At 70.9% G+C, this 9,472-nt stretch carries 8 protein-coding genes; 5 read left to right on the plus strand and 3 right to left on the minus strand.

Annotated elements, in window-relative coordinates; all coding sequences use genetic code 11:
- Positions 1–196: 196 nt before the first annotated feature.
- A complete protein-coding gene (gene secA / locus ABZ215_RS42225) occupies positions 197–3,007 on the plus strand; it encodes a preprotein translocase subunit SecA (RefSeq protein WP_354709020.1) in 2,811 nt (936 codons plus the stop codon).
- A 313-nt stretch (positions 3,008–3,320) separates the two neighbouring features.
- Here secA and ABZ215_RS42230 read toward each other — a convergent pair whose 3' ends face one another.
- Entirely contained in the window at positions 3,321–3,755 is a 435-nt protein-coding gene (locus ABZ215_RS42230; RefSeq protein WP_354956448.1) for an Rv3235 family protein, read from the minus strand.
- Between the two features lie 102 nt (positions 3,756–3,857).
- Between ABZ215_RS42230 and ABZ215_RS42235 the strand changes: the two genes are divergently transcribed.
- Positions 3,858–4,238, plus strand: coding sequence for an HAD-IA family hydrolase (locus tag ABZ215_RS42235; RefSeq protein ID WP_020420509.1), 381 nt, complete (start codon positions 3,858–3,860; stop codon positions 4,236–4,238).
- Here ABZ215_RS42235 and ABZ215_RS42240 read toward each other — a convergent pair.
- Entirely contained in the window at positions 4,216–4,974 is a 759-nt protein-coding gene (locus tag ABZ215_RS42240; protein WP_354956450.1) for an RNA methyltransferase, read from the minus strand. The genes ABZ215_RS42235 and ABZ215_RS42240 overlap by 23 nt on opposite strands.
- 92 nt (positions 4,975–5,066) lie before the next feature.
- Here ABZ215_RS42240 and ABZ215_RS42245 point away from each other — a divergent pair, with 92 nt between their 5' ends.
- The 3 genes from ABZ215_RS42245 to pruA are packed head-to-tail and all read left to right on the plus strand — an operon-like array spanning position 5,067 to position 8,628.
- Positions 5,067–6,473, plus strand: a complete 1,407-nt coding sequence (locus ABZ215_RS42245) for a wax ester/triacylglycerol synthase family O-acyltransferase (RefSeq protein ID WP_354956452.1) — start codon at positions 5,067–5,069, stop codon at positions 6,471–6,473.
- The gene (locus ABZ215_RS42250; RefSeq protein ID WP_020420506.1) at positions 6,470–6,970 is read left to right on the plus strand and encodes a hypothetical protein; all 501 of its coding nucleotides are present in this window, start codon (positions 6,470–6,472) and stop codon (positions 6,968–6,970) included. The genes ABZ215_RS42245 and ABZ215_RS42250 overlap by 4 nt, the downstream gene beginning before the upstream one ends.
- Positions 6,971–6,999: 29 nt before the next feature.
- Positions 7,000–8,628: an L-glutamate gamma-semialdehyde dehydrogenase gene (gene pruA / locus ABZ215_RS42255; RefSeq protein ID WP_354956454.1), complete on the plus strand. Its 1,629-nt coding sequence runs from the start codon at positions 7,000–7,002 to the stop codon at positions 8,626–8,628.
- Here the strand turns inward: pruA and ABZ215_RS42260 are convergent.
- A complete protein-coding gene (locus tag ABZ215_RS42260; RefSeq protein ID WP_354956456.1) occupies positions 8,625–9,353 on the minus strand; it encodes a hypothetical protein in 729 nt (242 codons plus the stop codon). The two genes, pruA and ABZ215_RS42260, sit on opposite strands and share 4 nt — an antisense overlap.
- Between the last annotated feature and the right edge of the window lie 119 nt (positions 9,354–9,472).

The following is a 9,472-nucleotide window of genomic DNA, read 5'->3' on the forward strand; positions in this document are numbered from 1 at the left end:
CGACGGAGTCGCCGAAATCGCTTGACCCCGTGCGTTAAGGTTTCGCGCATGTTCGCACGTTGCGTGCGCCGACGCGCGCTCCTTCCCTACGATGGAGGGTGCGCACGACCCGCACCACGGGTCGGAGAGGTGTCGGACACGGCGCGGTCCAGGGACTGAGCCTGGGTGCGTCCCAACAGCTAGTGAGGTCGACCGGATGGTTCTCAACCGCCTGCTGCGTGCGGGCGAGGGCAAGATGATCAAGCGGCTGCGCAACATCGCCGAACACATCAACACCCTCGAAGACGAGGTGAAGGACCTCACCGACGACGAGCTGCGCGGCAAGACCGCCGAGTTCCGCGAGCGGCACGACGGCGGGGACGGCGAGTCGCTGGACGACCTGCTGCCCGAGGCGTTCGCGGTGGCCCGCGAGGCCGCCCTGCGGGTGCTCGGTCAGCGCCCCTACGACGTTCAGCTGATGGGTGGCGCGGCGCTGCACCTCGGCCAGGTCGCCGAGATGAAGACCGGTGAGGGCAAGACCCTGACCTCGGTCCTGCCGGTGTACCTGAACGCGATCTCCGGCAAGGGCGTCCACGTCGTCACCACCAACGACTACCTCGCCAAGCGCGACTCGGAGTGGATGGGCCGCGTGCACCGCTTCCTCGGTCTCGAGGTCGGCGCGATCCTGTCCGAGATGACGCCGGCGGAGCGCCGCAAGGCCTACCACGCCGACATCACCTACGGCACGAACAACGAGTTCGGCTTCGACTACCTGCGCGACAACATGGCGTGGAGCCTGGACGACTGCGTCCAGCGCGGCCACAACTTCGCCATCGTCGACGAGGTCGACTCGATCCTGATCGACGAGGCCAGGACACCGCTGATCATCTCCGGCCCGGCCGAGCAGTCGGCCCGCTGGTACGTCGAGTTCGCCCGCATGGCGCCGCTGATGAAGCGCGACACCCACTACGAGGTCGACGAGCGCAAGCGGACCGTCGGTGTCACCGAAAAGGGTGTCGCCTTCATCGAGGACCAGCTCGGCATCGACAACCTGTACGAGTCGGCGAACACGCCGCTGGTCGGCTACCTGAACAACGCGCTCAAGGCCAAGGAGCTGTACAAGCGCGACAAGGACTACATCGTCCGCAACGGCGAGGTCCTGATCGTCGACGAGTTCACCGGCCGCATCCTGGCCGGCCGCCGCTACAACGAGGGCATGCACCAGGCGATCGAGGCCAAGGAAGGCGTCGAGATCAAGGCGGAGAACCAGACGCTCGCCACGATCACGCTGCAGAACTACTTCCGCCTCTACGACCGCCTCGCCGGCATGACCGGTACCGCCGAGACCGAGGCCGCGGAGTTCCACCAGACCTACAAGCTGGGTGTGGTGCCGATCCCGACCAACCGGCCGATGGTCCGCAAGGACCAGCCGGACCTGATCTACAAGACCGAGGAGGCGAAGTTCGAGGCGGTCGCCGAGGACATCGCCGAGCGGCACGCCAAGGGCCAGCCCGTGCTGGTCGGCACCACCAGCGTCGAGAAGTCCGAGTACCTGTCGAAGCTGCTGGTCAAGCTGAACGTGCCGCACGAGGTGCTGAACGCGAAGTACCACGACCGGGAAGCGCTGATCATCGCGCGTGCCGGTCGCAAGGGCGCCGTCACGGTCGCGACCAACATGGCCGGCCGCGGTACCGACATCGTGCTGGGCGGCAACCCGGACATCATCGCCGACGAGCGGCTGCGCGAGCGCGGCCTGGACCCGGTCGAGAACTCCGCCGAGTACGAGGCCCTGTGGCCGAAGGTGCTCGAAGAGGTCAAGGCCGAGGTCAAGGCGGAGGCCGAGGAGGTCCGCGAGGCCGGCGGCCTGTACGTGCTGGGCACCGAGCGGCACGAGTCCCGCCGCATCGACAACCAGCTGCGCGGCCGCTCCGGCCGTCAGGGCGACCCCGGCGAGTCGCGGTTCTACCTGTCGCTCGGTGACGAGCTGATGCGCCGGTTCAACGCGGTGATGGTCGAGCGGGTCATGACGACCATGCGGTTGCCCGACGACATGCCGATCGAGCACAAGATGGTCTCGCGGGCCATCAAGAGCGCTCAGACGCAGGTCGAGCAGCAGAACATGGAGATCCGCAAGAACGTCCTCAAGTACGACGAGGTCATGAACCAGCAGCGCAAGGTGATCTACGCCGAGCGCCGCCGCGTCCTCGAGGGCGAGGACCTCTCCGAGCAGATGCAGCACATGCTGGTCGACGTGCTCACCGCGTACGTCGATGGCGCCACGGCCGAGGGCTACGCCGAGGACTGGGACCACGAGAAGCTGTGGACCGCGCTCAAGCAGCTCTACCCGGTGTCGCTGAACTGGGAAGACCTGATGGAGGAGCACGAGGACCTCAGCGCCGAGGTGCTCCGGGACGCGCTGGTCGAGGACGCGAAGGCCGCCTACGCCCGGCGCGAGGCCGACATCGACGGGCGGGTCGGCGAGGGCGCGATGCGGCAGCTGGAGCGGCAGGTGCTGCTCTCGGTGCTGGACCGCAAGTGGCGTGAGCACCTCTACGAGATGGACTACCTCAAGGAGGGCATCGGCCTGCGGGCCATGGCGCAGCGCGACCCGCTGATCGAGTACCAGCGCGAGGGCTTCGACATGTTCAACGCCATGCTGGACTCGCTGAAGGAGGAGGCCGTCGGCTTCCTGTTCAACCTGCAGGTCGAGGCGGCGCAGCCGCAGGAGGCGGCGGCTCCGGCCGCGGCCGCGCCCGCGGCGGCGGGCGGTGGGCGGCACGCGCAGCCCGTGCCGCAGCAGCAGCCCGAGCCGCCGCGCGCCCCGGTGCCGAGCGCGCTGCGCGGCAAGGGGCTCGGCAACGAGAACCCGCAGCAGGGCCTGACCTTCTCCGGGCCGGCCGAGCAGGGCGGCGTGCAGTCCCGCGGGACGGCCACGGCGTCCTCGGACGGCCAGGGCGCGGCGGGCACGCGGCGGGAGCGTCGCGCGGCTGCCCGCACCCAGGCGAAGAAGACCAAGAAGCGTCGCTGAGCTGGGTTTTTCGCGCGGGGGCGGCACCGGTTGGTGCCGCCCCCGCGTGCTTTTGCGGTTGGTGGGCGGTCGTTGGGCCGGGTGTCGGCGCGCTGCTGGGTTGCGGGGTGGTGGGTGCGTGGTGCCGCTCCCACGCGCTTGGCGGGTGTTGCCGCACGTCTGGTGCCCACTGAGCGAATTCGCAGGTGGGCGAGTGCCGCTGCGCCTCGAGGAGATTGAGGCGCGCGTCGTGCCGCGCCCCTGGGCACGGGCCCGCTGGGGCTGGCGCGGCCGTGCTCCGGCTCCTGGCAGGTGCGCCAGGAGCCGGAGCGGGTCAGCGGTGTCTCTGCGGCTGCACGACGGTGAAGAAGCCGCACCGCCAGCCGGCTTCGGAGTGTTCGAACCTCGCCATCACGGCGGTCGCCCGGCGGTCGGCGTGTGCGGTTCCGCAGATTTCGATCGTGCCGGGCGTGCTGTGGCTCGCCCGCACCGACTTCACCGTGTAGCGCGGGCCCGGCGACGGCGGCGCGCCCCGCAGGTGCTGGTACATCCGCGGCGTGACCACCGCCCGCAACTGGCCCGGCGCGCGCCGTCCGGAGCGGACTTCCAGGATCGCCGTCAGGACGGTCCTCGCGTGGCGCAGTTCGAGCGGTTCGCCTGGACGGCCGCGCTGCCACGTGCGGGCGGCCCCCGCCTGTTCCGGAATCGAATCCGGCGGCGCCGCGCCGCGGTTCGGTTCGTACGGGTACAGCTCGCACAGTCCGGTCATCGGTCCCCCTCGGTCGAGTCATGCCGCTCCCTAGAGCGGCACTTCCAGGAGAACCGGACAGCCTTGGCCCGATGGTGTGAACGGGGCCGGTAGGGTCCGCCTGTGCTGCGAGGACTGGTGCTCGACTACGCCGGTGTGCTGACCGATCCGGACGCCGCCGACCTGCTGGCCGCCGTTGATGCCCTGCGCGAGCGGGGAATCCGGACCGCGCTGCTGTCCAATGCGGACGGTGGCGCCGGCCGCGGGGGTCTCGCCCGCCACTTCGACGCGTTCGTCTTCTCCGGCGAGGTCGGCATCGCCAAACCGGATCCGCGGGTCTTCCGGCTCACCGCCGAACGGCTCGGCCTCCCCGTGACCGGCTGTGTCATGGTCGACGACTCGCGGGCCAACGTCGACGGCGCCACCGCGGCCGGCATGGTCGGCGTGCACCACACCTCGGTGGCGGACACGCTCGCCGAACTCAGCGCGTTGTTCCCCGCCTGACCAGTTCGAAGCACAGCACCGCCGCGGCCGCGGACACGTTCAGCGATTCGACCTCGCCCGGCATCGGGATCGACAGCCACCCGGTCACCAGCGAGGCGACCTCGTCGCTCACCCCGGCCGTCTCCCCGCCGAGCACGAACGCCGCCCGCTCCGGCAACGGCGCCTCGAACAGCGACGATCCGCCCTGTGCACCAAGTGCATACAATCCGTATCCAGCCTCTACCAGCATGGACGCGGCCTCGGCGGCCGTCGCGCAGCGGAGGACCGGCGCGCGGAACGCGACCCCTGCCGAGGCCTTCACGACCAGCGGGTCCAGGGCCGCCACACCGCGCCGCGGCACGACGATCCCGCCGAGCCCCGCCGCCGTCGCGGTGCGCAGGATCATCCCCACGTTCGCGGGCGTGGTGATGCCGTCCAGCAGCAGCACCCGCGCCGGAGCGTCGGCCAGCGCGGCGCTCAGCGGCCGCATCCGGGGCGCGACCACGTCCGCCAGCACGCCTTGGTCCTGCTTGCCGTTGCCGGCCAGCACCTTCACCCGGTGCGCGCTCGCCCGCTGCACCGGCACGCCCGCCGCCTTCGCCGCGCGCTGGATCTCCGCCGCGGCCGGACCGCGGGCGGTGTCGGCGAGGATGACCTTGTCCACCCGCAGCTCCGGGTCGTCCAGGGCTTCCAGCACCGGTTTGCGCCCGTAGACGGTCAGGAATCGGTCTTTCGGGGAGACGGTCGTTTCAGCCACCCGAGAAAGCCTAGTAACGCGCAGCGTTTCCGTTGAGGGCGGTGGCGGGCCGGCGGGTGGGCCAGTAGACCAGTCTGTGTCAGGATCGCGTCATGCCCGACCGCCTTTCCGCACTCGACGCGTCGTTCCTCTACCTGGAGGACGCGACGACGCCGATGCACGTGGGCGGCGTCGCGGTCTTCGAGCGGCCGCGCGACGGGTTCGACTACGAGCAGCTCCTGTGCCTGGTCGGTCAGCGCCTCGCGTTCCTGCCGCGCTACCGGCAGCGCGTGCTGAACGTGCCCGGCCACCTCGCCCGCCCGGTGTGGGTGGACGACGTCGACTTCGACCTCAACTACCACGTCCGCCGGTCGGCGCTGCCCGGCCCGGGCACCGACGACCAGCTGTACGAGCTGGTCGCCCGCCTGATGGCCCGGCCAATGGACCACGAGCGCCCGCTGTGGGAGACCTACTTCGTCGAAGGCCTCGCGGGCGACCGGGTCGCGCTGGTCACCAAGACTCACCAGTCCGTGGTGGACGGGACCGGCACCGTCGAGCTGGGACAGCTGATCCTGGACACGATGCCGCAGGCTTGTGAGCCGTACGAGGACACCTGGACGCCCCGCCGCCTGCCCAGCCCCGCCCAGCTCGTGCTCGACGCCGTCAGCGAGGCGGTCCGCCGTCCGGGTGAACTCGTGGAGAACGTGCGCGACGTGGTGAGCGACCTGTCCGCCACGGCGGGCGAGGTCACCGACGCGGTCGGCGGGGTCGCCGCCGCGGTCCACCGCGTCCTGCAGCCGGCGCCGTCCGGGCCGCTCAACCGGCACGTCTCCGGCGGCCGCGTGTTCGACGTGGTGCGCACGCGCCTGGAGGACTACCGCAAGATCCGCGCCGAGCACGGGGTCACGGTCAACGACATCGTCCTCGCCGCGATCACCGGCGCGCTGCGTGAGTGGCTGCTCTCCCGCGGTGAGGGCGTCTCGGAGGCCACCACGGTCCGCGCGCTGGTCCCGCTGGCCGTGCTCGAACCGGACACCGTCGAGTTCTCCCCGGCCGGACTGGTCAACAACGAGGTCGAGCCGTACCTGGTGGACCTGCCGGTCGGCGAGCCCAGCCCGGTCCTGCGGCTCCAGCACGTCAGCCACACGCTGCGGGCGCACGCCGACTCGGGCCGTTCGGTGGCCGCCCGCGCGATGCTGAAGGTGGGCGGGTTCGCCCCGGCGACGATGCACGCGCTCGCCGCCCGCGCGGCAGGCTCGTTCTCCGGGCGGATCTTCAACCTGCTGGTCATCAATTCGCCGGGGCCGCAGGTGCCGCTGTACGCGGGGCAGGCGAGGATGACCGAGATGTTCCCGGTGATCCCGCTGGCGCGCAACCAGGCGCTGGCCATCGGGGTCACGTCCTACCACGGCGGCGTCTACTTCGGACTCAACGGTGACCGCAAGGCGCTGTCCGATGTGGACGTCCTCGCTGGGATGATCGAGGATTCGCTGGAAGAGCTGAAGGGTGCGAGCTGGTGAGGGTCTACCTTCCGGGCACGATCGGAATGCTGCGCAGGCTGGTGGCGGACGGCAGACTGCAGCCGCCCGGCGGGACGGGCTTCGCCCTGACCCCGGCGCTGCGCGAGTCCTACCTCAGCGGGGACACCGAGGAGCTGGAGTACGTCGCGCTGCTGGACGCCGCTCGCGCGTCGCTGAGGCTGATCGGCGCCGCCGAGGAGGACGCCAAGGAGCTCCCGCGGCGGGTGGTGATCTCGGTCGACGTCGAGAACGCGACGCCGCGGCCGGACCTGGACGCGCCGGTGGTGAAGGTGTCCGGGCCGATCAGCTACGAGGACGTCGCGGCCGTGCACGTGGACGCGGAGGAGGCGGAGGAGGCCGTGCGCGCGGCCGCCCGGGTCATCGACGCCGCGGACCTCGGCGACCCGGACGCGGAGTTCGTCCTCGGCGAGGCGGAGGACCACGAACTGGCCTGGTACGCGCCTCAAGAGCTGCCGTTCCTCCTCGACCTGCTCTAGCGTTTACAGCAGCCGTCGAGGAGGTAGGCATGGACGCCATCACGAACGTGCCCGTCCCGGTCAACGAGCCCGTCCGGACCTACGCGCCGGGCAGTTCCGAGCGGGAATCCCTGCAACGCCGGATCGCCGAGCTGGAGGGCGACAAGCACGAGCTGCCGCAGACCATCGGCGGCAGGCGGCGGATGGCGGGCGGGGACACCTTCGACGTCGTCCAGCCGCACGACCACGCGCACGTGCTGGGCACGTCGGCACAGGCCACCCCCGAGGACGTCGCGGACGCCGTGGCCGCCGCGAAGGACGCCGCGCCCGCCTGGCGGGAGATGGCGTTCGACGAGCGCGCGGCGGTGTTCCTGCGCGCCGCGGACCTGATGGCCGGGCGGCACCGCGACACGCTCAACGCCGCGACGATCCTCGGCCAGTCGAAGTCGGTGCAGCAGGCCGAGATCGACGCCGCCTGCGAACTGATCGACTTCCTGCGGTTCAACGTGCACTACGCGCGCCGGATCCTCGCCGAGCAGCCGAACTCGGTGCCGGGCGCGTGGAACCGCATGGACTACCGGCCGCTGGACGGGTTCGTCGTGGCGATCACCCCGTTCAACTTCACCGCGATCGCCGGGAACCTGCCCAGCGCGCCCGCGCTGATGGGCAACACGGTCGTCTGGAAGCCGACGCCGACCCAGCAGCTGGCCGCGCACTACACGATGCAGGTGTTCGAGGAGGCCGGCCTGCCGCCGGGCGTGATCAACCTGGTGACCGGCGACGGGCACGCGGTCAGCGAGGTCGCGCTCGCCGACCCCGGGTTCGCGGGCCTGCACTTCACCGGTTCGACGGCGACCTTCAAGTTCCTGTGGCGGCGGATCGCGGAGAACCTCGACACCTACGCGAGCTACCCGCGCATCGTCGGCGAGACCGGTGGCAAGGACTTCGTCGTCGCGCACGCCTCGGCGAACCGCGAGAAGCTGGTGGCCGGGCTCGTCCGGGGCGCGTTCGAGTACCAGGGCCAGAAGTGCTCCGCGGCCTCCCGCGCGTACATCCCCCGGTCGCTGTGGGAGAGCGGGCTGCGGGACGACCTGGCGGACCTGACGCGGACCGTGAAGTACGGCGACGTCGCGGACCTGTCGGTGTTCGGCGGGGCGGTGATCGACGCGCGGGCGTTCGCCAAGCACCAGCGGCTGCTCGACAGCGTGGACGCGGACAACGACCTCGACGTCCTGGTCGGCGGCCACTGCGACGACTCGATCGGGTACTTCGTCGAGCCAACCGTGCTGGTGTCCGCCGATCCGGGGCACACCGCGTTCGCCACGGAGTACTTCGGGCCGATCCTCGCGGTGCACGTCTACGACGACGGCTCGTACGGCGAGATCCTCGAACTGGTCGACCGCACCTCGCCGTACGCGCTGACCGGCGCGGTGTTCGCCGACGACCGGGCCGCCGTGCAGCAGGCGCACCAGACGCTGCGGTTCGCGGCGGGCAACTTCTACGTCAACGACAAGCCGACCGGGTCGATCGTGAGCCAGCAGCCCTTCGGCGGTTCCCGCGGCTCCGGCACGAACGACAAGGCCGGGTCGATGTTCAACCTGCTGCGGTGGACGAGCCCGCGGTCGGTGAAGGAGACGTTCGACGCGCCCACCGCCATCGGCTACCCGCACATGGGTTAGCCGGCGGGCAGCTCGGCGACCTGGTCGGCGGGCGGGGCGGCGATGTCGACCGGCTCGCCCCAGCCGGTGTAGCGCATGGTCATCGGGCCCATCGGCGGGTCGCCTTCGGACGCGAGCCCGCTGAAGTCGAACAGCATCTGGGCGGGGAGCTGGTCGGCGTCGAGCCACAACTCCATCGGCGCCGTCCGGCCTGCCATCTCCGCCAGCCCAGAGGTCTTCCCCAGGTCGACGGTGATCCAGTAGTGGCTCACCGGCCGCCCGTCGAGCGTGGTCTGCTCGCTGCGGTCGATGGTGCCGCCCTTGCGGACGTCGTCGAGCACCTGCGCGGGGTCGCTCTGGCCGGACTCGCGCATCATGGCGCCGAGTTCCTTGCCCTTCGCGCTGTCCGCCGGGTAGCGGCCCCACGGCTTGCCCCCGGTGAGCCCGCGGGCCTGTTCCGGGATCGACACGTACTGCGCGCCGTCCACGACGCGCGTCTCGGACGTGACGCCGTCGGCCGTGTGCGTGATCTTCATGGCCCACCCGGGCTCGGTGAAACGCATCTCGCCGGTGGCGGTGGCCTCACGGTCCGCCACGGTCATCGCCACGGAGAACCGCACCGTCTGGGCCTTGCCCGTCTGCTCGGTCGCGGCGCGCACCAGCGTCTGCGCGTCGCCGAAGAGGGCTGGTCCGGCGGCGGGCTGCGCGCCGCAGGCGCTGACCAGCAGCGCGAGTGCGAGGACCAAAGCTGACTTCTTCACGCGGGTGTTCCCCGTTACCTTTTTCGTGGTTCCTGATCAGGGAGCTGTGGTCGCCAGGTTCGGTATGACTGATGCCCCCAGTCGAGGTCATGATCCGGGGGGTG

This window comes from Amycolatopsis sp. NPDC006131, assembly GCF_040614175.1.
GTDB classification, from domain to species: domain Bacteria; phylum Actinomycetota; class Actinomycetes; order Mycobacteriales; family Pseudonocardiaceae; genus Amycolatopsis_E; species Amycolatopsis_E tucumanensis.

Excerpts from the sequence above, each read along its gene's own strand:
- secA (WP_354709020.1), top strand. The coding sequence starts at position 197 with ATGGTTCTCAACCGCCTGCTGCGTGCGGGCGAGGGCAAGATGATCAAG.
- ABZ215_RS42245 (WP_354956452.1), top strand. The coding sequence starts at position 5,067 with ATGCCCGACCGCCTTTCCGCACTCGACGCGTCGTTCCTCTACCTGGAG.
- pruA (WP_354956454.1), top strand. The coding sequence starts at position 7,000 with ATGGACGCCATCACGAACGTGCCCGTCCCGGTCAACGAGCCCGTCCGG.
- ABZ215_RS42230 (WP_354956448.1), bottom strand. The coding sequence starts at position 3,755 with ATGACCGGACTGTGCGAGCTGTACCCGTACGAACCGAACCGCGGCGCG.